The sequence below is a fragment of the Streptomyces sp. NPDC006872 genome (assembly GCF_040635845.1).
Lineage (GTDB): Bacteria > Actinomycetota > Actinomycetes > Streptomycetales > Streptomycetaceae > Streptomyces.
In genome coordinates this window covers 76,867-100,138 of sequence record NZ_JBEYIL010000012.1, presented here as the reverse complement: position 1 = coordinate 100,138, position 23,272 = coordinate 76,867, and the positions used below count along the sequence as shown (strand labels likewise).

Sequence of the window (23,272 nt, the reverse complement as noted above, 5' to 3'; positions counted from 1 at the left end):
CCGCGGCGGGATCCCGACATGGTCAGGCCCTACGTCCGTACGGTCGGGCGGGTCCGCCCGCGCCGGGATGTGCGCCTGGAGAGCGTGGTCATCGCCGCGAGCGGTCCTGCCGAGAGCCTGGTTCCGGATGCCGTCCGGGTGATGAAGCTGTTCTCTTCCGGCCGAGGTGGCCTGGCGGTCGCCGATATCGCCGCCGCGCTGGAACTGCCGCCCTCGACCGTGCGGATCCTCGTCTCCGCCCTGATGGACAGCGGTCATCTGACCAGCCCGGTCGCCGCCGTAGCCGACCAGCCCGACCTCGAATTGCTGCAGGAGGTGCTCCGTGGACTGCGCGCCATGGTCTGACCCGCCCGTCACCTACGTGCCGGCCGTGGTGACCCGGTCCGCAAAGATCGTGGTCGCCGGCGGCTTCGGCGTGGGCAAGACGACGTTCATCGGGAGCGTGTCCGAAGTGGCCCCGCTGCGGATGGAGGAACCCATCACCGCCGACAGCGTCGGCGTGGACGACCTGCACGGAACCCCGGAGAAGACCACCACGACCGTCGGCATGGACTTCGGGCGAATCCACATGTCCGGCGGGCGTCTCGTGGTCTACCTGTTCGGTCTGCCGGGCCAGCTCCGATTCCAGCTGCTGTGGGAGGACCTGACCGAAGGCGCACTCGGGTGTCTGGTCCTCGTCGACACACGCAACCTCGACGCCTGCCACGGTGCGCTCAGCCTCCTGGAAGCCCGGGCAATCCCGTACGCCGTCGTCATCAACGTCTTCCCCCATGCCCCCATGTACGAGGAAGACGAACTCCGTCACGCCCTCGCCCTGGATGCCCGCACCCCGCTGATCACCTGCGACGCCCGTGACCGCACCGACTGCGTGCACGCCCTGATCACGCTCACCGAACACCTCGCCGCGCTCCGCGCAGCCACCCCTCTGGAGCCTCTGCGATGACCCCGCCCTTCCCCGGCCCAGCAGCATCGCCGGACCGGATCGCCCTGTACGAACCGGATTTCGCCGCCGACCCACACGCCGCCTACGAGCGCATGCGGCGCCGACACGGAGCCTTGGTGCCCGTCGAGCTGTCCCCCGGAATCCCGGCGACGCTGGTGATCGGATACCAGCAGGCCCGCCAGATCCTCAACGACCCCCTCCGCTTCCCCGCGGACCCACGGGTCTGGCAGCAGTTCGTGCCGGAATCCTGCCCGGTGCGGCCGATGATGGAGTGGCGCCCCAACGCGCTGCGGTCCGCCGGCCCCGAGCATGCCCGCTACCGGGCCGCCAACACCGCTAGCCTCGACGCCGTCGACCAACACGAACTGCGCGCCCACGTCGAGAAGATCGCCTCCAGCGCCCTCGGCGACTTCCGCGCCGTCGGCCGCACGGACCTACTGACCCAGTACGCCTGGCCCATCGCCTTCCGTGTCCTCAGCGCACTGCTGGGCTGCCCGGATCAGATCGGGGCACGCATCGCCGACGGCATGGCCAAGATCTTCGAGGCCGAGGCCGCCGAGGCCGCGCGCGGCAACCAGATCCTCGGCCAGGCCGTCGCCGAACTCGTCGCCCTGCGCCAGCAACAGCCTTGCGACGACGTCACGTCCCGCCTGCTCGCACACCCCGCCCATCTCAGCGACATGGAGATGGCCCACCAGCTCGTCACCCTCTACGGTGCCGGCATCGAACCGCTGACCAACCTGATCAGCAACGCAATCCTGAAGATCCTCACCGACGAGGACTTCTCCGACACCCTGCACGCGGGCCAGTCCACCGTGCGCGACGCCCTCGACACCGTCCTGTACACCGATCCACCGCTGGCGAACTACTGCATCACCTACCCGCCCTACCCGGTCGACATCGACGGTGTCCTGCTCCCCGCCCATCAGCCTGTACTGATCTCCATGGCGGCCTGCAACACCGACCCCACTCTCACTCTCGGAATCCCCAAGAGCGCTCTCACCGGCAATCGCGCCCACCTCGCCTGGAGCATCGGCCCTCACACCTGCCCCGCCCGCTCCCACGCCTACCTCATCGCGGAGACCGCGATCACCTACCTCCTCGACGCCCTGCCGGAGATAGACCTCGCCGTTCCCGCAGCCGACCTGAAGTGGCGCCCCGGCCCCTTTCACCGTGCCCTGGAATCCCTCCTCGTTCTCTTCCCCGCAGCCCCCAAGGAGATCGTTCATGCCTGAGCAGCAGGTACTCGTCCTGGACCCCACCGGATCCGACCACCACACCGAACATCTGGCCCTACGCGCGCAGGGCCCTGCGGCCCGCGTGGACATCCTCGGCGTCCAGGCGTGGGCCGTCACCGACCCCTTCCTCCTCAAGCGCCTGCTGACCAGCCCCGACGTCTCCAAGGACGGCCGCACGCACTGGCCGGCACACGCCGAGACCGTCACGCGCTGGCCGCTCGCACTGTGGATCGCGGTGCAGAACATGTTCACCGCCTACGGCCCCGACCACACCAGGCTGCGGCGCATGATCGCGCCCGCCTTCAGCGCACGCCGTATCGCCCGCATGCAGCCGGCCATCGACGCGATGGTGACCACCCTGCTCGACGACCTGGCCACAGTGCCCGTCGACGAGGTGGTGGACCTGCGCGAACGCCTGGCCTACCCGCTGCCCATCGCGGTGATCGGCCACCTCATGGGCGTACCCGACAGCCAGCGCGACGACTTCCGCCACGTCGTGGACGGCGTCTTCGACACCACGCTGAACCCGGACCAAGCCCGGGCCAACACCGCCCGGCTGTACGAGCACCTGGACCACCTCATCGCCGCCAAGCGCCACGACCCGGGCGACGACATGACCTCCCTGCTGATCGCCGCACGGGACGACGAAAACGGCGGCGTCGGGCTCGCACACCAAGAACTCCGCGACACCCTGTTGTTGATGATCAGCGCCGGCTACGAGACGACCGTCAACGTCATCGACCAAAGCGTCTTCACCATGCTGGTGCTCCCCGACCAACTACAGCTGGTCCGCACTGGAGTCATCGACTGGGACGACATCGTCGAGGAAACCCTGCGTCACGAGCCGGCCGTCAAGCACCTCCCCCTGCGCTACGCCGTCAACGACATCCTCCTGCCCGACGGCCGGACCATCGCGCGCGGCGAGGCGATTCTCGCCTCCTACGCAGCAGCCAACCGCCACCCCGAATGGCACCCTCGCGCGGACACCTTCGATGCCGTCCGCGCCGACAAGGACCACCTGGCGTTCGGCCACGGCGTCCACTACTGCCTCGGCGCGCCCTTGGCCCGCCTCGAGGTCGCCACCGCCTTGCAGATGCTCTTCGAGCGGTTTCCCCACATCCGGCTCGCGGCCTCCGCCGCTGAACTGAAGCCCGTGCCATCTCTCATCAGCAATGGTCACCAGACGCTTCCCGTGCGCCTGCACGCCAACTAGCCGGCCACCACTGGACCCTTCATGACCACAACAGGAACCATTCCGCTCTCCCCAGCCGAAAAGCGCATCGCCGAATACCTCATTGGCGGTGCCAGGCCCGGGGAAATAGCCGCCCAGACGCACCTGTCTCCGCACACGGTCAAGAACCACCTCCGCGTACTGCGCAGGAAAGTCCGCTGCCCTCACCGCTGTTCCCTGCCGGTCCTCGTACACGCTCTCCTCACTTCGCGGCAGATCGCTCCGCCCACTCCAGTCGAATCAGCGCCAGACCTCGGCCCCGAACAGCGGCTGTTGCTCCGGGCTGTCGCCAACCAGACCGGTGCGTACGACATCGCTGAAGCCGCGCAGATCGTGCCTGCCGACGTCCGCGCCAACGTCGAGGCGCTCGTCGCCGGCACAGGCGCCAACGACGCCGTCCACTTGGTGGTCCTCGCACACGGTTGGGGCTTGCTCGCTCAGGAGCGGAAGGTTCCCTTCCGGCCTCACGAAAGGTGAGTCATATGAACAGTGCACTCGACGCTGTTTCCCTGCCCAAAGGCACGACCACGATCGGCAAGACCTTCGACTTCGAAGCCGGCCATCTGCTGCCCGACCTGCCGAGCGGGCACAAGTGCTCACGCCAGCACGGGCACAGCTACCAGGTCGAGGTCGTGCTGACCGCCTCCACCCTGGAAGCTCCCGGGTTCGTCACCGACTTCGGCGCCCTCGCCCCCTTCAAGAAGTTCCTGGACACCGAGCTCGATCACCGCAACCTGCACGAGATCCTGCCCTGCGCCCCGACCTCAGAGAATTTGGCACGGTTCTTGGCGGGCTGGTTCATCCAGCACCTTCAGCCCGACATTCCCGGACGCCTGGTCGCCGTCCGGGTCCGCGAGACCGAGCGGAGCTGGGCACGGTTCGACGTGGAGGAGCAGTGAGCGCGCCGGGACCGGTCCCCTCGAAGCTCACTACGGGCGACGCCGAGTTCTGGCTTCTCGTCGCGGAGTGCTTCGGCATCGAGAAGCCGACCTTCCAGGGAGAGGGCCCCAGCTGCGGGCACCCGGCCCTGTTCATCCGCCTGTCCCGATGCAACCTGACGTGCACCCGCTGCGATACGAAGTACACCTGGGACTGGACCCAGTTCGACCCCCGAAAGGAGTCGACGAGGCGGTCCGTCGCGGACCTGATCAGCTGGGCCGCGTCCTCGCCGGTCGAACTGGTCGTGATCACCGGCGGTGAGCCGCTGATCCAGCAGACCAAGCTGATCCCGCTTGTCGAGGGCCTGCTGGCGGGCGGAAAGCGGGTGGAGTTCGAGACCAACGGCACTCTGGCGCCCGACCATGCCCTGTTGCTCGACGGCGTCCGCTTCAACGTCTCCCCCAAGATCTCCAGCTTCGGGGAGTCCGAGGGCAAGAGCATCGTGCCCGCCGCCCTGGACGCCTTCGCCAGGTCCGGGCAGGCAACCTTCAAGTTCGTCGCCTCCTCGATTCAAGACCTCGACCGCATCGCTGAGCTGGCCGATGCGCACGCACTCGCACCGGTGTGGGTGATGCCGGAAGGCACGACCACAGAGTCGATCACCGCGAGGACTCAGGTGCTCGCGAACGCGGTGGCGGCCCGGGCTTGGTACTTCACCACCCGATTGCACGTCTTGGCGTTCGCCAGTGCCCGAGGCCGCTGATCGCTCTCCCTCGCTCATTCCCCTTTGGTTCCCTCCCGTCCCCGGAAGCGAGACAAAGCCCATGACGAACGCCGTCGTCAACCCCACTGCCGCCGCACCCCCGCCCACTCGGCACGCCTCGGGCCAAGGCAATGCCAGTCGCGTCGCCGACCTGATAGCCCAGCTTCTGATCGCACTGGGTGAGGACCCTGGCCGCGAAGGACTGGCCGGGACGCCGGACCGAGTCGCGGCCTGGTGGGGCGACTTCCTGTCCCCGGACACATCCCCGAGGGCGAATTGCTTCACCGAATCCCACCTGAGCGGCCAGCTGGTCGTCGTGGGCGGCATCAGTGTGTGGTCACTCTGTGAGCATCACATCCTGCCCATGAACTTGCAGGTGGCGGCCGGGTATGTCCCTGACGGCGAGGTGGTGGGGCTGTCAAAGTTCGGCAGGATCGCACAGCGTCACGCCGGGCGGCTTCAGGTTCAGGAGCGCTTCACGCGGCGGGTCGCCGAGGAGATCACCGACGTGATCGGGCGTGAGGACGTGGCTGTCGCCGTCCGCGGCACGCACTTGTGCATGAGCATGCGCGGGGTGCGGATGGAGGGCGCCCGGACCACGTCGGTGCACGCGGGCGGCTGCTTCCGCAACGATGCCGTCCTCTCGCAGCAGTTCCTCACGATCGTCGGCGGGCAGTGGGAGGCGATGTGATGACCCGCGGCATCGACTTCTCCGTCATCGCCCCGTCGGCGTACCTGGACTCCTTCGTCGCGCAGGATCCGGCCCGCGTCCATCACGTTGCCGCGCATCAGGTCCTGTCCGATGAGGCCTACCGGTCGTTCTTCGCTCGCGAGGCCGAGCGCGGTGCGGAGATCATCGTCGACAACGGCGTATTCGACCTCGGTCGCTCTCTGCCCGCCGCCGACCTTGTCGCAGCAGGCCGGGCGGTCGGCGCGAGGGAGGTCATTCTCCCGGACGTAATGCGGGACGGCCCGGCGACCCTCAGGGCGAGCGAGCACGCCGCCCGGGAGATCCAGGACCTGGCCGGGGACGCCTTCCGGCTGTGCGCGGTCCTGCACGCCGCTGACGACGAGGAGTGGCTGCGCACCTACGACGAGCTCGTCACCAGCGGCTACGCCGGAGCCATCGCCCTGCCCGCCTCCCGGTGCCCGGAACGCATCGGGCAGCTGTGCCGCACGCGTTGGGCAGCGACCCGCTACCTGGAAGACCGCGGCTTGGTCGACGACCGGATCGTCTACCGGCTGCTCGGTCTGGGCTTCACCGGACACCTGGAGTTGATCGAGCAACGCGATCACGAATGGATCGCCTCCGTGGACGGCGCGGCCCCGGTCATCCTCGGCACGATGGGCATCGCCCTTCTGCCGGACGGCCCGTACGACAAGCCCAGCACGCCCCGCATCGAGAAGCTCGGCCCGATCCCCACGGACCGCTTCGCCCTCATCCGGCAGAACATCGACGTGGTCCGTCAGGCGGCCGGCAGCAGCGTGCGGATCGCCGAGGTCCGCCGATGAGCCTGACGCCGAACTCCCTGCTCGCCGAGCCCGCGCGTGGCCTGCTGCGGGCAGCCCCGATCGCCGTCGACGGGCACACCATGAGCTCCGAGAGCCTGCTGCGCTACCTTCAGATCAAGGTCCACCACCTCATCCAGGAACAGGACTGGGACAGCATCCGCGTCGTCGGCGGCTACGACCGGACGGCGGTGATCTCCCGGCACGAGAAGACCGGCAAGCTGTTCAACATCGAGCGGCCCACGGCCGAAGCCCGCGGCCGTGACCTGGTCATCAAGACGTTTCCCGGCGCCGACTACGTCCATCACTACGCACTGGTCATCGCCACCTATCTGGCCATGACCGGCCGTACGTCCGACGCCGTCTCCTATCAGCCGCCCGGCGAGGAGGAGTGCCGCACGGCCGTCGAAGCCCTCGACCTCGATCTGGACGGCGATCTCGTGATCGTCGGCTGGGGCCTACAGCACCTCGCCCCCGCGGACGGTGTGTGGACTCGCGGAAACGGCTACGCCTGGCAGCGCGCCGAGGTCGCCGGTCGCCGAGTGGTCTACCTCGGCTTTCTCCACAGCATCTGGGGCGACGTCGCGGGCCGGGTCGTCGCCCGCTTGGCCGCGCTCGGCGCACGCGACGTCGTCTACGTCGGCAAGGTCGGAGCGCTGTGCCCGGGCATCGAGCCGAACACGCGCCTGGCCACCGGCAACGAGAGCCTCGTCGCCGGCGCGCTGGTCGCCTGGGACGACTTCTTCGGCGAGTTCGCCGCTGCGCAGCCCGGCGTACAGGTCGGCCTCCACGCCACCTCGCCGTCGATCCTGTTGGAGAACCGCGCATGGCTTGCCGAACACGCCGAATACGCCTTCGTCGACCCGGAGATCGGCCCCATGGGAGCGGCCTCACGCCAGGCGGGCATCAGATTCGGCTACCTCCACGTCATCTCCAACAACCTGGCCCGGCACTACCCCGCCGACCTTTCCAATGAACGCCACGGCGACGTCCTGCGGCGGCGCGCCGTCCTGGTCGACCGGATCCGCGGCATCATCGCGGACCGACTTGCCGCCAGCCCGATCCCCTCACATGGAGGAAGCAGGCCATGACGGTCGCACCACACCCCGCCCCCGCGCCCGGACGGGAGATCACGGTCACCGGCATCGACGGAGCGGGCAAGTCCACCCTCGCCACGCGTCTGCACCACGCCCTCAACGACGCCGGCCACCAAGCGATCCTCGTCGGCAAGCACAGCACCGAAGTCCCCATGGACGCGGAGCTCTCCGCGTACGTCGACCGCTTGAACGCGCTGGTCTACCGCCGCGACGCCCGCCTCGCCCAGGCATGCGGCGATCACTACTGGCTGCTTGCGCTGGCCTCCTGGTACACCCTCCAGGACCGGCTCGTGATCCGTCCCGCGCTCGCCGCCGGCACCCACGTGATTCTCGACAACGCGCACCACAAGATCCTCGCCCGGTACGCCGTCAATCCCGCCGTCTCCACCCGCCTCGCCGAACAGGTCTTCGCCCACCTCACCCAACCGGACCTAGTGATCTTCCTGAGGGTCAGCGCCCGCGAAGCCCTCGCCCGCAAAGGCTCGTTCACCTCTCTGGAGACCGGCCACTCCGGCAGCGGCGACGAGGACTTCATCCGCTACCAGGACACCGTCCTGAACCAACTGCGCGAGCAGGAGCAGCGCGGTGGGTGGCTGTCGATCGACGTCACCGGCATGGACCGGGAAGCAGTCTTCAAGGCCACGGCGACCGCGCTTGCCGACCACTTGAATCTCAGCGTCTGACCCGCCCCCATCACGAGGAACACGCCATGCCAGCGACGCCGCCCACCAACGGCACATACGTGTGTCACGGCATCACCTGGGCGACCGGAGAGCCCCGGCTCCTGCTCGCCCTGCTGTCCGGCGGGCCACCGGCCTACGCCGAGATCATGAACCAACGCCTCGGATTTCAGGTGAACGGTACCGACCGGTGGTGCACCGGCCGGTACCGCTTCGCCGACGCCGTCCGCGTCGAAGCCGTCCCGTGCCCCGACCGGGCACTCGTCGAGCAGAACGGCCAGTGCTCACGCTGCCAGAGCCAGGACGACTTCCGGTTCGCCCACCGGTTCCACCACGGCGGCCACGCCCCCGAGGCCCTGACCACGTACATGGCCCAGCCGCACTGGCTGTACTTGGCCACCTTCGCCGACGGCACCAGCAAGGTCGGGACCGCGGCCGAACCACGCAAGCGCTCCCGCCTCGACGAACAGGGCACCCTGTTCGCCACCTACCTCGCCAAGAGCGCCGACGGCCGCACCGTACGCCTCATCGAAGACGCTCTCACCCGCCACATCGGGCTGCCCCAGGCCGTCCGGGCCACAACCAAACTCCAGGCCCTGGCCGATCTACGCGATCTCTCCCAGGCCCGAGCCAAGCACGAGCACAATCTGGCCCGGGCGGCCGCAGCCTTGACCGACATGAACATCCCCACGGCAGTTGAGTCGTGGACTCCGCCCAGCGAGGGCGACCGGCTGCGGACGGCCGACTCCGAGCGGTCGCTCTACCCTCACGACCTACGCCAGGGCGAGCACGGCCTACGGCCCATCTCCTGCGTCGGCTCGCAGGTGCTCGCCCTCGTCGACAACGACGACGAGATGGCCTACGTGCTGGACCTCGGTGCTCTCAAGGGCCGCCTCATCACCCTCGGCGAGTTCAGCTCGCAGAGCAGCGCCGTTCAATCCGCGCTCTTCTGACCCTGGCCCCCGGCGGGACCCAATCCGGCCGACCGGGGCCTCTTCCCTGAAGCGAGGCACTGAACGATGGCACCTCACGACGCGGTACTCGGCTGGGACGAGTACGCCACCGCCGAGGCGTACGCCGCCTTCACCCGCGAATACCCCATGTACAGCGCCACCAGCCGCGACCTCGCCCACCGCGCCGGCCTGGCCGACAGCGAGCTGGTGGTCGACCTCTGCGGGGGTGCCGGCGCAACCGCCCGGGCGATCCTCGACCTCGCCCCGCACCGGGTCAGAGTCATCTCCTTGGACAGTGCCGCCGCGATGCAGCGCGTAGGCCGCCGCACCCTGAACGACCCTCGCCTGTCCTGGATCGCCGCCCCGGCGGAGAACATGTCCCACCATGTCCCGCCCGCTGACGTCGACGCCGTCGTGTGCAACTCTGCGATCTGGAAGACCCACACCCCCACGGTGTTCGCCGCAGTCCACCGCGCCCTGCGGCCGGCCGGGCGGTTCGTCTTCAACGTCGGTGGCGGCTTCGCCGGAGTCCGCCACCCCGACGAACTGACCGCCCGCACCAGGCCTTCGCTGAACACCCTCATCAGCCAGATCGCCGCCCGCGACTACGGCTGCAGCCCGGCCCCCGCTGTCGACAGCTCCCCCAGACTGCCGCTGGAAACGATCACCAAGCAGCTGACCGCTGTCGGCATGACCGTCCTCGCGACCGAAGTCACCGTCCAGCGCAGCACCATGGCGGAGAAGAAGGCGTGGCTTTCCATCCCCGTGTTCGCCCGGCCCGCGGGCGACTTCACCCATGCCCAGCGCATGAAGATCCTGCAGACGGCGTACGCCTTGACCACTCCCGATGCTCCGACCGTCACGAGCTGGCTCGTCGTGGTCGCCCAGCGGCCGGGCGGGACACAGTGAGCGCCGTGACAGCCTCCACGGCCGGCGAAAGCCACTGTGACCACACTAGCGTCGGGGTGCTCATCTCCTCGCCGGACGGCCTTCTGGTGTTCGAGCGGGCGACGCCGCCCGCTGGGATCGCACCGGTCGCCGGCCACCTGGACCGTCACGGCAGCCCTGAGCACGCCGCGCGCAGGGAAGTCGCCGAGGAAGTCGGCCTCACCGTGACCCATCTCCGTCTGCGGCTGGAAGGGTGGCGGCCAAACCAGTGCCGACGCATCCCCATCGGGCCCGTCGGCCACCGCTGGTGGATCTTCGACGCCCAAACATCCGGATCAGTCCGCCCCTCCGCCCGAGAGGTACGCAATCCCCGATGGATGACTCCCGACCCACTCAAGTCGTACGCGCTGCGCACGGCCGCCTACGCCGAAGGTCACCTGGGCAGGCAGGAGTTCGAGCAGGAGCCCGGCCTTGCACCTGTATGGGTCCGCTTCCTGCACGACCTGCAAGTCCTCACCTTGCCCCGCGACGTCCTCGACGGGATCGAGACGGTCGTCTGACCGGCAGCCAGAAGCAGCTCTCAGCGAAGTCCGACCGCGCGATCCGCCACCATCCGCCGTACGTGCGCGCGGATCCGAGCGCGATCCTCCGGGAAGACGCTCTCCCACTCCTCGTCGAGGCTCATCCACGCCGCCGGCTGCCCCTTCTCTCCGGCCAACGGCACCTGACGGTCGACGATCGCCGCATAGGACAGACCCAGAGTCAGGGACCAGTCAGCCCGATAGGACCGAACCGCGACGGCCGCAGGCTCGGGCAACAGCTTCGCCGACAGGCCGGTCTCCTCCAGCAGTTCACGAGCTGCGGCGTCGCGCGGGGTCTCGGTCGGCTCGACCTTGCCGCCGGGGGGAACCCATCCGCGCACGCGGTGCTTGACCAGCAGGATGTGAGCGAAGCCGGGGTCGGTGACCCAGACCTCGGCTGCCAAGGGCTCCATCGCCTGCTGCCGGGCTTGTACCAGCCAAGCCCGGGCGCCGTCGAACTCCAAGGCAGCGAGGCGAGCGTCGGCGACCGCCGCCTCCAAGATCATTTGCTCAAGTTCATCATGACTCACTCGGATCACTTTAGGTCGACGGCAGGTACCCGCCACGGAAACAGCCAAGAAGCACTAGGCGCTGTTTCTCGGATCTCCTGACGTGAGTGGGGTGTTGGGGCCAGGCTGGCTGTATGGGCCGTGGGGATCTGACGAATGCGGAGTGGGATCGGCTGGAGTCGTTCTTACCTCGTGGTGGTGCGCGTGGGGGTCGGTGGAGTGACCACCGTCGGGTGATCAACGGGGTGCTGTACCGGGTGCGGACGGGTGTGCAATGGCGGGACCTGCCGGAGCGGTTCGGCCCGTGGGAGACGGTCTATAAACGGCATCGCCGCTGGTCGGCGGATGGAACGTGGAAGATGCTGCTGTCTCGCATTCAGGCCGCCGAGGACGCTGCGGGTGGGATCGACTGGGATGTGTCGGTGGACTCGACGGCGGTGCGGGCCCACCAGCATGCAGCCGGCGCGAGGACGGCGCCGCCCGCCGCGATGCCTCAAAAGGGGGTCGGCCCAGGGACGAACCAGGCCGATCCGGTGCTGCGGAAACTGGCTGTCCGCCTGGAGGAGGTGGTCAGATCGGCGAATGCCTGGGACGTTCCCGAGGCGGATTCACCACCAAAATCCACCTCGTCGCCGACGGGCGATGCCGGCCGCTTGCCTTCGTCCTGACACCCGGACACTACGGTGACGGCCCCCAACTCGAGTACGTGCTGGGGCAGATCTCCGTGCCCCGCATGGGAGTCGGACGACCTCGCACCCGGCCCGACCGTGTCCTGGCGGACAAGGCCTACACATCCCGCAGCAACCGCCGTTACCTGCGACGGCGCGGAATCCAGCACACGATCCCCGAACGTCTGGACCAGAAGAGACACCGGCAGGGCCGAGGTTCCCAAGGCGGTCGGCCCACAGGATTCGACAGCGAACGCTACAAGAAGCGCAACACCGTCGAGCGGGCCATCAACCGGCTGAAGGGCTTCCGCGCCGTCGCCACGCGCTACGAGAAACGCGCCTACATCTACCTCGGAACCGTCACCCTCGCGGCCCTCATGACCTGGCTCCGCACATGATCCGAGAAACAGCGCCTAGACCGGGTCCGGTGGGCGATTTGGGCAGCAAGGTGACGCGCACGGTGGCTGACCAGAGTGAGGCAACATCCAGCGGTGAGGGCTCTCTCGTGATGCCCGCTCCAGGCGGGGAGGCAGCCATTGGCAGTGACAACGTGGCGAGAAGAAGGGCCTGGGTGGTCCTCGGCGGAGTCCACCTCCTCAACCAGACCGCGCCCCGTCGGCCGGACGACCTGACCGTGCTCGTCCGGGTAGCTCCGCAGGAAGTCTGCGTGCCGAGTACCACCGTGGTCATCCGATGGGACGCGCTCGGGGAGTGCCCGGTCAACGCCCTGAGCCAGGACGGCACCCGGCGCGGCGAAGCCCGCATCGAGGGCGACTCCCTCTTCCCTGACGCGATTGCCGGAACCGCTCTTCGCGAGCTGGTGGGTGCCGGCGCCGCTTCGACGCTCGTGCCGCTGTGCTACCTCGCAGAGCACCCCACTGGCGGCTACCACGCCTACGGGCAGATCCGCTTCCACCCCGAGGACGCCTGCTTCGTCCGCACCACTCGCGAGCCGGTCGGCCAAGGCCCGGTCGAGGTTTTGGATTGGGTGGATCCGGTCCTGTCCGCCCACTCCGATTCCCGCATGGCGCTGAACAACCACCTCCGGCACTTCCGCACCCACTTCACCGGGACAGAGCTGGAGTACAAGTACACCCTCGATCCGGCACCGGACATCTGGGCCGCGTCCATGGAACTGCTCAAGGCCCTGCGCGACGGCGAGTTGGAGGACTGCCGGCCGGAGTACCGGGAGGAGTTCCAGATCCACCACACCGAGAACCACCTGTTCGACGTCACCGGTCCCGAGAGCGAACTCGGTTACGCCTCCTTCATCCCCACGGTCTCCGCCGGGTACGTACTCAAGCGCAAGTGGTTCGCCGAAGACGCCTTCGCCCGCCGCGAAGAGCTCTCATCCAGCGTCGTCGTCACCCCGGACGGTTTCGAGGAATACCTGCGCTCGGAACTCGGGCTTCAAGTGCGAGCCATGCCCCCCTTCCAGCGCGTCCGATACGACGTCCAGTGCGAGTCGATGCGCACTGGCCACGTCTACGGCATCTTCTTCGACCGCTGCTCTGTCTTGGCCAAACCCGAGGTGGTGCTCTCACAGTGCGAACTGGAGTACCGCCGCTCACGTAGCGTCCTGGACCACAACGAGGACGAGGTGCTGCGCGAGATGGAGCGCATCAACGCCTGGCTTCGAAGCCACCTGGCGGCGCGCGGCTGGGCAAAAGAGCACACCTTCTACTCCAAGCGCAGCTTCCTGCGCGACGCCGTCACCGCCAACCGGGAACTGGCTCCATCACGCCCCGCTGCCAGCACGCCCCACCGTGCGGACAACGCGGAAGGCTAGCCTTGACACGGACACTCGACGAACTGCACGCCGAAAACGGCGAAGCCGACGACGACGCAGGTGAGACCCTGCCGTTCGACCATCCCAGGAAGAAGCAGGCCAGGACCGATCCACGGCCCACTGCCGTCGGACGTCGGGTGCGGTCGGTCGACGGCACGTGTGACCGGATCTTGTCGTCGAATGGGTCGCCGATGCCGCGTGTCGCTGGCTACGCTTCCGGCGGGGACCGAGAGTCGGTGCGAGCCCCGCCGCGCCAACAAGGGGATGTATGGCCGATGTTCGGGTCGAGACCGTGGCTGTGGATGCGGCGGGCGGTCGGCAGATCTCCAGCCGTACGCGGTCGAGTTCCGCCCTCGGCGAGCGGGCTGCGGAGTTGGAAGAGGCCATCGTCCAGGCGTCGGCCATCGCCCAACAGTCGCTCTCGCAGGTTCCGCGCCGTGACGGCTGGCAGGTGGCAAGCATGGAGGTGACGTTCGGGCTGACCCTGGCGGCGGAGGCCGGGGTCATCCTGTCCAAGGCGTCGGCTGAGGCGTCGTTCGAGGTCACCCTCACCGTGGAGCGGGTCCCGGAGTCGCCGTGATCGACGCGAGTTACTGGGTCGAGCTCTTCCAGTCGCAGCAGCGCCTCGGCGGCGGGTTCCTGCTGACTCGCCGCTATGTGCTCACGGCACTTCACTGTCTGCGGGGCCTCACCTCGCTGGAGGAGCACGTCGACATCGTCCTGACAGACGGCAGCCGGCTCTCCGGCCAGGTCTGCCGCCGCGACAAGGACGCCGACCTCGCGCTGATCATGATCTCCGCCGCCTACGAGGTGCTGCTGCCGATCCCCCGGGCCGGCGTCGCCCATGGCGGGGACGACTGGCACGGGCCGTACCGGCCCGCGGCGTGCGAAGTGCATCTCAGGGGGCAGGTGGACAGCGGCACGGCGGAGTACCTCTGCGAGGGCGGCGGGGTCATCCAGGCGCTGCAGTTGACAACGCACCAGTCCCTGGGCGACTACTCGGGCTATTCCGGCGGCCCTGTCGTCAAGGGTCTCCCGGAGGATCAGGAGCCCGTGGTCGTGGGCATCCTTCTAGAGCAGGTCCCGGACCGAGCCGCCGCCGACCGGGCCGCCAATGTGCTCTTCGCCGCCACCATCGGGGAAGCCATGCGCCGCTTCGACCAGTTCGATGTGGAGCATCTGATGGATGTGGTCCATCCGGCGAGTTCGCTCCCTCGACAGGCCGAGCACGGCCAGGAGTTGACCGTCGATGCGGCGGCCGCCTCGGCGGAGTCGTGGTTCGACCGGATCGACGAGTGGTCGCGGCGCAGGCTGCTCGATCCGTCGCAGGTCGCCGAGCTCAGGTTCCTCGCCGCCAAAGGGGCCATGGAGCGTCAGTTGCGTGGTGACGACGCATGACCGACCTCTGGCAGGAAGCCATCGACCGGGCTGAACTCGGCCTTCGCGGGGACACCGGCACCCGGCGCAGTGCGGCTTCGGCCGCCATGGCGCTCAGCAAGGCCCCCGATCTGCTCCGGCGGTCGCATCCCGGCCGGGATCTCGCCTATCTGGTGACCCTGCTCGAAGCACTCGGCCTGGCCGAGGAGTCACACGCCCTCCTACGGAGCGTGGTTTCGCAGCTCCAGTGGGATCCGACGTCGCTTGCGCTGCCCAGTGACGTCCGCAACGAACTGGCTGTCGTTCTGGCCGACCGGGGTCTCGTCCCGGCCGCAGTCGGTGTCCTGTCGACGGCCGTCGTCTTCGGGGCGCACGACGACGCAGGTGGCGCCGCGGCCCGGAGCCTCGCCAATCTGGCGTCGGTCAAGCTGCGGGTGGGAGACCTCACAGGGGCCACAAGCGCGGCTGAGGAGGCGCTGAACCTGGGGGTCCGCGACGACTCCCTCCAGGAACAGGAGCGGATGGAGATCCAGCTCCTGGCGGAATCGGTACTGGCGGAGAGCGCCCGCCGACAGGGACGTCACGCCGAAGCGGATGAGCGGGTACATGCCGTCGCCGTCACGGCTCGGGGGCTGGTGCGGCTGCTCGGCGGCGGCCATCCGAATTCGCTCTCCGCCCTGATCACCGTGGCCCGGGCCGAGTTCGGATCGGCGCTGGCCGCAGGGGACCGCGAACGGTGGGAGCAGGCCGCAGACGTCCTCGCGATCACCGCCCAGAAAGTGCCCGCGGTACTCGGACCACGCCACCCCCTGTCCCGCTCCGCGCTGGTCAACCTGGCCATCACGGAGTTCGAAGCCGCGGAGGCAACGGACGATGAGCGTCGCCTGGAGAGGGCGCGGCTCATGGTCATGGCTGCGGCCCAACATTCCGATGCGGAACGACGGACCGTCCCGGTGCCTGTGCCTCCGCCCTCCGCCACCCGCGAAGCCGACCGATCAGCCGTTGCGCAGATTTCTACCGGGTACGGGCCTGTGCCCCCCACGCCCGGGCAACGGCGGCCCACCGCAGAAGAGCCTGCTCTGCGTTTCAGTGTGCTCGGACCTGTGCGCGCCTGGCGCGGGGACGAGCAGCTCCCCACCGGATCCCCGCAGCAGCGGACCCTGCTGGCAGCACTGCTGCTGCGTGAGGGCCGGACGGCGACGGCGGCCGAGCTGATCGACGCGCTGTGGGGTGACAACCCGCCGTCGTCCATACAGGTGCTGGCGGCTATACGGACGTACGCCTCTCGCCTGCGGAAGGAGTTGGGCCCCGAGGTTCTGGTGAGCGAATCGGGCGGGTACGCCGTTCGCGGTCTGCCGGAAGGCGCCTTGGACAGCTCGGTGGCCCAGGGGCTTGCCGCGGAAGCGGAGCGGGCGAAAGCCTCAGGGGACCTGCGCCGGGCGCGCGAACTCCTACAGCGAGTGCTGTCCATGTGGGACGGGGAGTCGCTCGCCGCGTTGCCAGGCCCGTACGCAGAGGTGCAACGGGTGCGGTTGGAGGAGTGGCGCCTCCAACTCCTGGAGACACGCCTGGACATGGACCTGGAGGAGGGTTATCACGCCGAGGCGATCTCGGAACTGACCGCCCTGACGGCGGCATACCCCTTGCGGGAGCGGTTGCGAGAGCTGTTGATGCTGGCGCTGTACCGGAGCGGCCGCCAGGCGGAGGCCCTTGCCGTCTATGCAGACACGCGACGCCTGCTGGCCGACGAATTGGGTGTGGATCCGCGAGCGGAGCTACGCGAGCTGCAAATGCGCGTCCTGCAAGCGGACCCGAGCCTGGCGCGGCCGTCGGAGCCGGACGCCGAGTGGTGGACTGTCGCACCCGTACGTCCAGCCCAACTCCCCGCCACGGTGCCGGACTTCACAGGCCGGGCGTCCTTCGTGTCGGGGCTGACCGATGTGCTCGCCGCCGGGGGGAGCCAGTTGATGACGGTGGCGGCGGTGGCGGGCATCGGAGGCGTGGGCAAGACAACCCTGGCCGTGCACGTGGCCCACCAGGCCCGCGCGGCCTTCCCCGACGGGCAGTTGTACGTCGATCTCCAGGGCGCGGTTTCACGAGCGGCGGAGCCGGAGACGGTGCTGGGCTCGTTCCTGCGGGCGTTGGGCACGCCCGACACCGAGATACCGGATTCGTTGGAAGAGCGGGCGGCGCTGTTCCGGTCCGTCCTGGACGGCCGTCGCGTCCTCGTGCTGCTGGACAACGCGAAAGACGCGGCGCAGGTGAGGCCGCTCCTGCCGGGTACGGAGGGCTGTGCGGCGCTGGTGACGTCGACGGCGCGGATGGTGGAACTGGGCGGTGCCCATCTGGTCGACCTGGACGTGATGTCCCCCGAAGAAGCCCTTCAGCTGTTCACCAAGATCGTGGGCACGGAGCGGGTGGCGTCTGAGCGGAGCTCGGCGCTGGACGTGGTCGCGGCGTGCGGCTTCATGCCGCTGGCAATCCGTATCGCCGCGTGCCGGCTGGCCGCCAGGCGAACATGGACGGTCTCGACTCTGGCGGCGAAGCTGGCGGACGAGCGCTACCGCCTGGATGAGCTCCAGGCCGGCGACCTGGCGGTCAAGGCGACCTTCGAGCTGGGCTACGCCCAGCTCGAACCTGCCCAGGCCCGGGCATCCCGACTGCTGGGACTGGCCGACGGACCGGACATCTCACTGCCCGCGGCCGCAGCTCTGCTGGACCTGCCGACGAATGGCGCGGAGGACCTGCTGGAGTCCCTCGTCGACGCATCCCTTCTGGAGTCGGCGGCACCTGGGCGCTATCGGTACCACCAGTTGGTGCGGCTCTACGTGCGCGCATGCGCGGAGCGGGACGAACAGCCGCCTTCCGAAAGGGGGGCGGCCCTCTCCCGGCTGCTGGACTTCTACCTGGCCACCGTGTCACGGGTGTACGCGATCCACCGGCCGGGGGACGTCCTCGTCGACCATCTGGCAGCCACGTCTGTTCAGGGGCTGGACTTCAACGGCCCGGCCGAGGCTCTCAGCTGGTTCGACACCGAGAGAGGCAACTTGCTGGCGTGCGCGAGGCAGTCGATCGGCGCACCCGCACTCCGTCGGGCCACCGATCTGTTCTGGTGCATCCTCTCCTTGGACGAGCCGGGCACCGGCTTCGAGGAGTACAAGCCGGGAACCGCGTTCTCGGAGTACGAGTCGACGGCCAGGGCTCTCGGACACGCTGCCCAGGAGCACGACGACCCACACGCGGCCGTGCGGGTCCTGGTCGCTCTGAGCACCGCCCACCACTTCGCCGGACGATTCGACGAGGCCGACCGGGACGCGGAACGCGTGCTGGTGCTGGCCGACACCGTCCGGGATCGGCTGGCCGGCTGCTGGGCCGCCAACACCCGCGGCCTGATCGCCATTCAGCAGCAGCGCTTCACGGACGCCGAGGCCCACCTGATGCAGGCCGCCGAGGGGTACCGTGCGATCGGGAGCCTCCCGGGTGAGGCGAGTGCGCTGTGCAGTCTGTCCCGTGTCCACGTCGCGATCGGCCGCACGGAGAGCGCGGTTTCCCTCGCGCAGCAGGGAGTGGCCATCTACGAGGAGCTGGGGGATGTCCCGCACGCCGCCAACGGCCGTTATGTCCTCGGCCTCGCACTTCGGGCGGCGGGCCGGCTCCGCGAGGCGGATGCAGAACTCCAGCGGGCACTGGCGGTGTTCCGGGACAACCGCCGGCAACTATGGCAGGGCACCACGCACTTCCGCATCGCCGAAGCACACCTCTCCGCCGGCCAACCAGCGCTCGCGGCGCAGCACGCCGAGCAGGCACTGGCGTTGGGATGCACCGGCGGCGACGTTGCCCGGGCCCAGGTGCTCACGACTCTCGGCAGCGCGTTGAACGCCCTCGGCCAGCTTGTCCGGGCCCAGGCGTGCTGGATTGACGCACTGAGCATCCTGGAGCAAGCACAAAGCGCGGAAGCGGCGGAACTACGGGCCCTCATCCGGTCGCGAGTCAGTGCCTGACCACCCCGCCTCTGTCCGCAACCGCCTTGCAGCCCGTCACGCCAAGCCCTACCGCTCAGCGACGGCGGCGTCCCTCGCCTCCGTGCAACGCAATGGCAGTGTGGATGACCGGCATCCCCGGAAGCTGCGCTTTCAACTCACTCGGCACTCTCAGTCGACGCCGGGCGGGGAACTGCGGCCAGTCCCATGGCCCGCTCGATCGTGATCTCGATGACCACGCGCTCGGGGTCCGGGGCCGGCGTACGCCCGTACCGGCCGGCGTAGCGAACCACGGCGTCGTCGACGGCTGCGGCGTCGGTGAGCACCTCGGCCGTGCCTTCCAGCGTGGCCCAGCGTCCTCCGTCGACCTGGCAGACCGCGACGCGGGCTTCGCCGGGGCGGGACGCCTGGATATTGGCAACCTTCTTACTTGATTTGCGTGTGATAACCCGAGCGACCCCGGCGTCGGCGTCAACGGTTACTCCGACGGGCACTACGTGCGGACTTCCGTCCGGTCGCAAGGTGGTCAACGTGCACAAGTGGTATTCATTCCAGAACGTAGCGTGATCAACTATCTGGCTGAATTTATCGCTAGACATGCTCGGGATCGTAACGCGGAGGACCTTGCGAGTCGACGCAGAGGTGACTGCTTCCACGCAGGCACCCGCACCCTCAAGCGCAGCCACTATGCCGCGTAAGTGACAACATGCCCGCATCCACCCACGGCGGAATATCTCATTCCGATAACAGATGCATACACCACTCAAGTGGGGCGTGACCAAAATGACCGCAAGTGAATCAGCAGTTCACGGCCATGATCCAAACTCGCGAATGAAGGATTTGGCAGGTTTTATTCGGACTGATCACCGCACCTAGTTGATCTTCGATGTGCCACTGTCCGACCTTGATCCCTGCGCGCCTCACGTAAGGTCCGAGACGGTTCCTGAGCCTCAGTGAAGGTTTCGACCGGGCTGATTGCCTCGTTCGCGCTAGCGACCACATGGAGTCGGCGTGCGCCCTTCGGCGGGTACTGGTCTCGGCGTCCGTGGTCACTTTCATGGGCGAGGTCCGGGGACCCGAACGTCGTTGATCCGTGGTGGCTGGTACCCGGCTCTCTGCAAGAGCCCCGATCGGCCGGTACGAAGGGATTGCTCAATGTCTCCGGGAGATAGTCGTCGCGCTCCGGAATCTCAGGTTCCTGCGCAAGAGCGGGCGAGCCAGCGGCGCTTGGGGCGGTGGCGTCGCGCTGAAAGACGGACTGTCGAGCGCGACCTCCACCGCCGGCTGCGACAAGAACTGCGCAACCTCGGGATCCGTCCTCCCCTGGACGTGGAGGAGTTGGTCCGGGCGCTCAGCGAGAGGCGCGGCCGCCCGATCGTCCTACGCCCCTTCCCACTTGAGAAGCCGGGGCCCTCGGGGCTGTGGATCGACACGTCCCAGATCGACGTGATCCTCTACCAGCAGGAGACGACCCGGCTGCATCAGCGGCAGATCATCCTCCACGAGATCCTCCACATCCTCGTCGCCGAGTGGGAAGAAGACCAGGCAGAGGAGTTGTCTCAGGAGTCCCCGGACGACTTCGTCGAGGGCTGGGCGACCCTCATTCCCGTGCTTGATCCCAAGCTGATCCGGCGGGTCGCCCTCCGCTGCTCGTACGAGGACGAGGAGGAGTGCTCGGTCGAGCTCGCGGCCACGATCATCCTGGAGTGGTCCTCGGTGCTTGACGAGCTCCCTCCCCTGTCGGACGACCCGGAGGTACGCCGGGTTCAATCCGCCCTGGGCGACCGGCGAGGGTGGCTGTAAGCCGTGAGCCAGTTGCTCCTGCTGATCATCGCGGCTGCTGTCGTGTGGCGGCTCTATCTGTGGTCGCGTGCCCCGCACGATGGTCCCACCCGGTCTGTCGCCCTCTCCCTGCTGAGCGCCGGTCTGTCGTATCCGGTCGCCATGCCAGGGGGAGGCACCGGCATCGACACAGTCGCCGGCCATGGCGCGGCAAAGCTGGTCCAGAACATCCTGCTGCTCGCGACGGTCTACTTCCTGATGTGCTTCTACCTGTTCTCGGCCGACGGGCAGGCAGCGCGGCGTCGCGCCCGCTGGGAAGCCGTCGTCGTGACCGCGGTCGCGGTCGCGATCATCCTGGCGGCCGTAAGCGTGCCTCACGAGGCGCTGGCCGGCTCGTTCAGCACGGCGAACATGACGATCTCCCAGGTCGCCTTCTTCTACGCCGGCGCCGGTCTGTATCTGATGTACGCGCTCGGTGCGGCCGGACGGTGGTCCGCCCGCTACGCCCGAATGTCGCGCCGCCCACACTCGACGGGACTGTGGATGACCGCGCTCGGCCTCGGTGCAATGGCACTGGCCTGTGCCGTTCGCGCGGCCTTCGTAGCCGTCCGGTGGAGCGGGGGCTCCGTGCCTCCCCAGCTCACGGCGAGCGTCGCGGTCGGGCTGGTGGTGTCGAGTCTGCTCTTCGTCGCGGGCATCACCTATTCGGGGGTCCGCGCCAGGATCACAGCCATGCGCCTGTGGCTGCGCCGTCGGCGGGATCACCGCCGTCTGACTCCGCTGTGGCAGCTGCTGATTGAGGTCTACCCCGAGAACGAGCTGCGTCCGGCCTCCCGTGGGTGGTGGGACCGGTGGCGGGCACGTGGCGTGCACCGCCGTTACCACCGGCGGATAGTGGAATGCCGTGATGGACTGGTCGACATCAGTCCATACCTGGTGCACGGGGCGGACGGCCCGGGCCTGCTGGACCTTGAGCCGGCTCAACTGGCCCGGCGCCTGCGAGTGGCCGTAGCCATGATCGAGAACGGTGCCCCGGCACCGGGGCAGGCGGTTGCCCTGGCGGTGCCAGAGGAAGCCGACCAAAACGCTGATGTCCGTCAGCTGATTGCGGTGTCGGACGCGCTCCGGCTGACCGCGTGACTGTGGAAGAACGAGGGAGACGAGACAAGATGCTGATCACCGCCGGCCGGGTCCTGACCGACTCCGGGACGTACCTGGAGGACGGCGCCGTCCTTGTCGAAGGTGACTCGATCACCGAAGTCGGGCCGCGCACACAGTTCGCTGACCGCGCCGGCGCTGACGGGACACACCTGGCGTTTCCCGCCGCGACGCTGGTTCCCGGGCTGATCGACGCCCATGTGCACCTCGTTTTCGACGGCGGCGGCGACCCCGTGGCCGCTCTCCACGAGTCCAGCGACGAGAAGCTGCTGCAGGGCATGCGCCAGCGCGCTGAGCAGCTCCTGTCCAGCGGTGTGACGACGGTCCGTGACCTGGGCGACCGCAATGGTCTGGCACTCCGCCTCGACGGCGAGATCAGCCGGGGCTCCGCTCCCGGCCCACGCATCGTGTCCGCGGGCACACCGGCTACCCCGCCCGGTGGCCACTGCCACTTCCTCGGCGGTGAGGTCTCCGGCGTGGCGGAGGTCCGTGAACTCGTGCGGCGCAACCTCGCCGGGGGTGCCGGCGTGATCAAGGCGATGGTGACCGGCGGCGGTCTGACCAAGGAGGGGCCGAAGAGCTGGCAGAGCCAGTTCTCCGCGGAGGAACTCCAGGCCCTGGTGGACGAGGCGCATCAGGCCGGCGTGCCGGTGGCCGCGCACGCTCACGGAGCGGACGGCATCGCTGCGGCCGTGGACGCCGGCGTGGACACGATCGAGCACTGCACCTGGATGACGGCGGATGGCTTCGACCTGCGTCAGGACGTCCTGAAGAAGATCATCGACCAGGGCATCGCCATCTGCCCGGCCGTCAGCCCGCACTGGCAGATGCTGCCGCGCTTCTTCGGAGAGGAGCGGGCCGCCGAAATGTTCGGACTCGTGCGGGAGATGGCCGAGGCCGGTGCCAAACTCATCGCCGGAACCGACGCCGGCGTGCAACGAGCCGGGTTCGACGGGCTCGTGCCGGCGCTCGCGTTCTACGAACACCTCGGCCTGCCCAACAGCAAGATCCTCGACATGGCCACCACGGACGCGGCCGGAGCCCTGGGGCTGGGTGCCAAGACGGGCCGGATCGCCCCTGGGCTCCGCGCGGACCTGCTGGTCGTCGACGGAGACCCACTGGCCGACCTCGGTGCCCTCCGCCAGATCCGGACCGTGATCGCGGCAGGACGGGTGCACGAGGCGGACTCTCCGGCAGGGAAGAAGGAGTAGCCGCGCCACCGGCCCGGAGCCCACAAACTGCGGGCC

General features: G+C 68.6%; 23 protein-coding genes and 2 pseudogenes. 22 read left to right on the top strand and 3 right to left on the bottom strand.

From position 1 onward, the window contains the following. Positions 1-18 precede the first annotated feature (18 nt). The 5 genes and pseudogenes from ABZ725_RS32235 to ABZ725_RS32215 form a co-directional block, all read left to right on the top strand. On the top strand, positions 19-345 hold the full coding sequence (locus ABZ725_RS32235; RefSeq protein ID WP_358806016.1) for a DUF742 domain-containing protein: 327 nt from the start codon (positions 19-21) through the stop codon (positions 343-345). After that, positions 323-943, top strand: a complete 621-nt coding sequence (locus ABZ725_RS32230) for an ATP/GTP-binding protein (RefSeq protein ID WP_358806015.1) — start codon at positions 323-325, stop codon at positions 941-943. Before ABZ725_RS32235 ends, ABZ725_RS32230 begins: the two co-directional genes overlap by 23 nt. Continuing rightward, complete coding sequence (locus ABZ725_RS32225) at positions 940-2,178, top strand: cytochrome P450 (protein WP_358806014.1); 1,239 nt, start codon at positions 940-942, stop codon at positions 2,176-2,178. The genes ABZ725_RS32230 and ABZ725_RS32225 overlap by 4 nt, the downstream gene beginning before the upstream one ends. Then, positions 2,171-3,394 (top strand): cytochrome P450, encoded by a 1,224-nt coding sequence (locus tag ABZ725_RS32220; RefSeq protein ID WP_358806013.1) that lies wholly within the window; start codon positions 2,171-2,173, stop codon positions 3,392-3,394. Before ABZ725_RS32225 ends, ABZ725_RS32220 begins: the two co-directional genes overlap by 8 nt. Before the next feature lie 21 nt (positions 3,395-3,415). Continuing rightward, positions 3,416-3,580, top strand: a pseudogene (locus ABZ725_RS32215) (LuxR C-terminal-related transcriptional regulator); the annotation flags it as partial. Between the two features lie 72 nt (positions 3,581-3,652). Here ABZ725_RS32215 and ABZ725_RS32210 read toward each other — a convergent pair. Beyond that, positions 3,653-3,814, bottom strand: a complete 162-nt coding sequence (locus ABZ725_RS32210; RefSeq protein ID WP_358806227.1) for a hypothetical protein — start codon at positions 3,812-3,814, stop codon at positions 3,653-3,655. Positions 3,815-3,894: 80 nt separating this feature from the next. Between ABZ725_RS32210 and ABZ725_RS32205 the strand changes: the two genes are divergently transcribed. From ABZ725_RS32205 to ABZ725_RS32165, 9 genes are all read left to right on the top strand, one after another. Continuing rightward, entirely contained in the window at positions 3,895-4,311 is a 417-nt protein-coding gene (locus tag ABZ725_RS32205; RefSeq protein ID WP_358806012.1) for a 6-carboxytetrahydropterin synthase, read from the top strand. Next, complete coding sequence (locus ABZ725_RS32200; RefSeq protein WP_358806011.1) at positions 4,308-5,054, top strand: 7-carboxy-7-deazaguanine synthase QueE; 747 nt, start codon at positions 4,308-4,310, stop codon at positions 5,052-5,054. The genes ABZ725_RS32205 and ABZ725_RS32200 overlap by 4 nt, the downstream gene beginning before the upstream one ends. A 61-nt stretch (positions 5,055-5,115) precedes the next feature. After that, positions 5,116-5,745 carry a GTP cyclohydrolase I FolE gene (gene folE / locus ABZ725_RS32195; protein WP_358806010.1) on the top strand — a complete coding sequence of 210 codons (630 nt, stop codon included), beginning with the start codon at positions 5,116-5,118 and terminating at the stop codon, positions 5,743-5,745. After that, complete coding sequence (locus tag ABZ725_RS32190; RefSeq protein ID WP_358806009.1) at positions 5,745-6,566, top strand: hypothetical protein; 822 nt, start codon at positions 5,745-5,747, stop codon at positions 6,564-6,566. Before folE ends, ABZ725_RS32190 begins: the two co-directional genes overlap by 1 nt. Continuing rightward, a complete protein-coding gene (locus tag ABZ725_RS32185; RefSeq protein ID WP_358806008.1) occupies positions 6,563-7,654 on the top strand; it encodes a hypothetical protein in 1,092 nt (363 codons plus the stop codon). Before ABZ725_RS32190 ends, ABZ725_RS32185 begins: the two co-directional genes overlap by 4 nt. Beyond that, positions 7,651-8,343 (top strand): thymidylate kinase, encoded by a 693-nt coding sequence (locus ABZ725_RS32180; protein WP_358806007.1) that lies wholly within the window; start codon positions 7,651-7,653, stop codon positions 8,341-8,343. Before ABZ725_RS32185 ends, ABZ725_RS32180 begins: the two co-directional genes overlap by 4 nt. 26 nt (positions 8,344-8,369) lie before the next feature. Continuing rightward, positions 8,370-9,293, top strand: a complete 924-nt coding sequence (locus tag ABZ725_RS32175) for a DUF2797 domain-containing protein (protein ID WP_358806006.1) — start codon at positions 8,370-8,372, stop codon at positions 9,291-9,293. Positions 9,294-9,359: 66 nt separating this feature from the next. Continuing rightward, on the top strand, positions 9,360-10,202 hold the full coding sequence (locus tag ABZ725_RS32170) for a class I SAM-dependent methyltransferase (RefSeq protein WP_358806005.1): 843 nt from the start codon (positions 9,360-9,362) through the stop codon (positions 10,200-10,202). A gap of 5 nt (positions 10,203-10,207) precedes the next feature. After that, on the top strand, positions 10,208-10,741 hold the full coding sequence (locus ABZ725_RS32165; RefSeq protein WP_358806004.1) for an NUDIX hydrolase: 534 nt from the start codon (positions 10,208-10,210) through the stop codon (positions 10,739-10,741). 20 nt (positions 10,742-10,761) lie between these two features. On the opposite strand, the gene ABZ725_RS32160 is transcribed toward ABZ725_RS32165, so the two are convergent. Continuing rightward, entirely contained in the window at positions 10,762-11,292 is a 531-nt protein-coding gene (locus tag ABZ725_RS32160; protein ID WP_358806003.1) for an NUDIX domain-containing protein, read from the bottom strand. A gap of 113 nt (positions 11,293-11,405) precedes the next feature. Here ABZ725_RS32160 and ABZ725_RS32155 point away from each other — a divergent pair. The 5 genes and pseudogenes from ABZ725_RS32155 (at position 11,406) to ABZ725_RS32135 (ending at position 19,106) form a co-directional block, all read left to right on the top strand. Beyond that, positions 11,406-12,337: pseudogene (locus ABZ725_RS32155) on the top strand (IS5 family transposase). Between the two features lie 152 nt (positions 12,338-12,489). Beyond that, on the top strand, positions 12,490-13,728 hold the full coding sequence (locus ABZ725_RS32150) for a hypothetical protein (protein ID WP_358806002.1): 1,239 nt from the start codon (positions 12,490-12,492) through the stop codon (positions 13,726-13,728). Positions 13,729-13,996: 268 nt separating this feature from the next. Beyond that, a complete protein-coding gene (locus ABZ725_RS32145; RefSeq protein WP_351902796.1) occupies positions 13,997-14,308 on the top strand; it encodes a CU044_2847 family protein in 312 nt (103 codons plus the stop codon). Beyond that, a complete protein-coding gene (locus ABZ725_RS32140) occupies positions 14,305-15,126 on the top strand; it encodes a serine protease (protein ID WP_358806001.1) in 822 nt (273 codons plus the stop codon). The genes ABZ725_RS32145 and ABZ725_RS32140 overlap by 4 nt, the downstream gene beginning before the upstream one ends. 1,010 nt (positions 15,127-16,136) lie before the next feature. Beyond that, on the top strand, positions 16,137-19,106 hold the full coding sequence (locus ABZ725_RS32135) for a BTAD domain-containing putative transcriptional regulator (protein WP_358806218.1): 2,970 nt from the start codon (positions 16,137-16,139) through the stop codon (positions 19,104-19,106). A 137-nt stretch (positions 19,107-19,243) separates the two neighbouring features. On the opposite strand, the gene ABZ725_RS32130 is transcribed toward ABZ725_RS32135, so the two are convergent. Further along, a complete protein-coding gene (locus ABZ725_RS32130; protein ID WP_358806000.1) occupies positions 19,244-19,684 on the bottom strand; it encodes a PPOX class F420-dependent oxidoreductase in 441 nt (146 codons plus the stop codon). Positions 19,685-20,414: 730 nt separating this feature from the next. On the opposite strand from ABZ725_RS32130, the gene ABZ725_RS32125 reads away from it, so the two are divergent. The 3 genes from ABZ725_RS32125 to ABZ725_RS32115 are packed head-to-tail and all read left to right on the top strand — an operon-like array spanning position 20,415 to position 23,236. Next, positions 20,415-20,888: a hypothetical protein gene (locus ABZ725_RS32125; RefSeq protein ID WP_358805999.1), complete on the top strand. Its 474-nt coding sequence runs from the start codon at positions 20,415-20,417 to the stop codon at positions 20,886-20,888. Positions 20,889-20,891: 3 nt separating this feature from the next. Next, on the top strand, positions 20,892-22,007 hold the full coding sequence (locus tag ABZ725_RS32120) for an MAB_1171c family putative transporter (RefSeq protein WP_358805998.1): 1,116 nt from the start codon (positions 20,892-20,894) through the stop codon (positions 22,005-22,007). A 29-nt stretch (positions 22,008-22,036) separates the two neighbouring features. Continuing rightward, positions 22,037-23,236 (top strand): amidohydrolase family protein, encoded by a 1,200-nt coding sequence (locus ABZ725_RS32115; RefSeq protein WP_358805997.1) that lies wholly within the window; start codon positions 22,037-22,039, stop codon positions 23,234-23,236. The last annotated feature ends 36 nt before the right edge of the window (positions 23,237-23,272 follow it).

Excerpts from the sequence above, each read along its gene's own strand:
- ABZ725_RS32130 (WP_358806000.1), bottom strand. The coding sequence starts at position 19,684 with ATGTCTAGCGATAAATTCAGCCAGATAGTTGATCACGCTACGTTCTGG.
- ABZ725_RS32190 (WP_358806009.1), top strand. The coding sequence starts at position 5,745 with ATGACCCGCGGCATCGACTTCTCCGTCATCGCCCCGTCGGCGTACCTG.
- ABZ725_RS32145 (WP_351902796.1), top strand. The coding sequence starts at position 13,997 with ATGGCCGATGTTCGGGTCGAGACCGTGGCTGTGGATGCGGCGGGCGGT.
- ABZ725_RS32175 (WP_358806006.1), top strand. The coding sequence starts at position 8,370 with ATGCCAGCGACGCCGCCCACCAACGGCACATACGTGTGTCACGGCATC.
- ABZ725_RS32225 (WP_358806014.1), top strand. The coding sequence starts at position 940 with ATGACCCCGCCCTTCCCCGGCCCAGCAGCATCGCCGGACCGGATCGCC.
- ABZ725_RS32170 (WP_358806005.1), top strand. The coding sequence starts at position 9,360 with ATGGCACCTCACGACGCGGTACTCGGCTGGGACGAGTACGCCACCGCC.
- ABZ725_RS32185 (WP_358806008.1), top strand. The coding sequence starts at position 6,563 with ATGAGCCTGACGCCGAACTCCCTGCTCGCCGAGCCCGCGCGTGGCCTG.
- ABZ725_RS32115 (WP_358805997.1), top strand. The coding sequence starts at position 22,037 with ATGCTGATCACCGCCGGCCGGGTCCTGACCGACTCCGGGACGTACCTG.
- ABZ725_RS32205 (WP_358806012.1), top strand. The coding sequence starts at position 3,895 with ATGAACAGTGCACTCGACGCTGTTTCCCTGCCCAAAGGCACGACCACG.
- ABZ725_RS32235 (WP_358806016.1), top strand. The coding sequence starts at position 19 with ATGGTCAGGCCCTACGTCCGTACGGTCGGGCGGGTCCGCCCGCGCCGG.
- ABZ725_RS32220 (WP_358806013.1), top strand. The coding sequence starts at position 2,171 with ATGCCTGAGCAGCAGGTACTCGTCCTGGACCCCACCGGATCCGACCAC.
- ABZ725_RS32180 (WP_358806007.1), top strand. The coding sequence starts at position 7,651 with ATGACGGTCGCACCACACCCCGCCCCCGCGCCCGGACGGGAGATCACG.
- folE (WP_358806010.1), top strand. The coding sequence starts at position 5,116 with ATGACGAACGCCGTCGTCAACCCCACTGCCGCCGCACCCCCGCCCACT.